The 703-nt window shown below is 41.5% G+C and carries 2 protein-coding genes; one reads left to right on the top strand and one right to left on the bottom strand.

The genetic code is table 11. The annotated features are described in order from the left end of the window. Positions 1 to 200, top strand: a 200-nt coding sequence (locus A3756_RS27045; RefSeq protein ID WP_197481106.1) for a hypothetical protein, incomplete at its 5' end; no start/stop codon positions are given. Positions 201 to 273: 73 nt separating this feature from the next. Here A3756_RS27045 and A3756_RS27040 read toward each other — a convergent pair. Next, on the bottom strand, positions 274 to 703 hold a 430-nt coding region (locus A3756_RS27040; protein WP_197481105.1), incomplete at its 5' end, for a hypothetical protein.

Genomic DNA, 703 nt, shown 5'->3' with positions numbered 1-703 from the left:
TTGAAGACAAGGAGTGGGCTGAGACCTGGTACCTAGAAGCATTTGATAGTGAGAATGCTTTTTACACTATCAATCGCCAAAGCAGTATTTGGAGCGATAAAGATGACTTTTATGCACTTAACTACAAAGATAAAACAAAGTTTTTAACTGGCGAAAACTTTATTGAGGTGGTGCCATTCGCATTATGCTTGATGAAGTAAACTAATTATTCTTGGCTATCAAGGCTCGTTCTCAAAAGACTGCAAGCTTCTGAGAACGACCTAGCGTCTAGGGTTATGATAAGACTGTAGATAGATGGACGCTTCCTGAGAAGTCGTTTGTAGACCATTCTTTAAATGCTTTTGCTCCGAGCTTTACTGTATTCTTAGAAGGCGAGTTTGAGCAAGTCACCAAAGCTTGCGAGTAAACTTTACTCACCTCCTTTGCAGAAAAGCCCAGACTCTCTCGAAGCAGCTCCACAATAAGCATATGCCGCTGCTTTGACGACAAGCCATTCATCTTAACGACAAACTCTACTGCCCCAATAAAAAACAAACCAACTTCACTTCGGTTTTCTTGATCCTCAAATACTCGTTTCTCTCCAGCCCCTTGATGAACACTATTAATATGAAACTGAGCAAAATCAATTAATTGGGATGAGAACCCTACAGCGTTACCCTCTTCAGTTTCATGCCTGCTTAGCTGACTTGCACGGTACAGCGAC

The sequence above is a fragment of the Oleiphilus sp. HI0086 genome, from assembly GCF_001635225.1.
The sequence above is the reverse complement of the archived record's forward strand: the minus strand, read 5'-3'. Positions and strand labels throughout refer to the sequence as shown.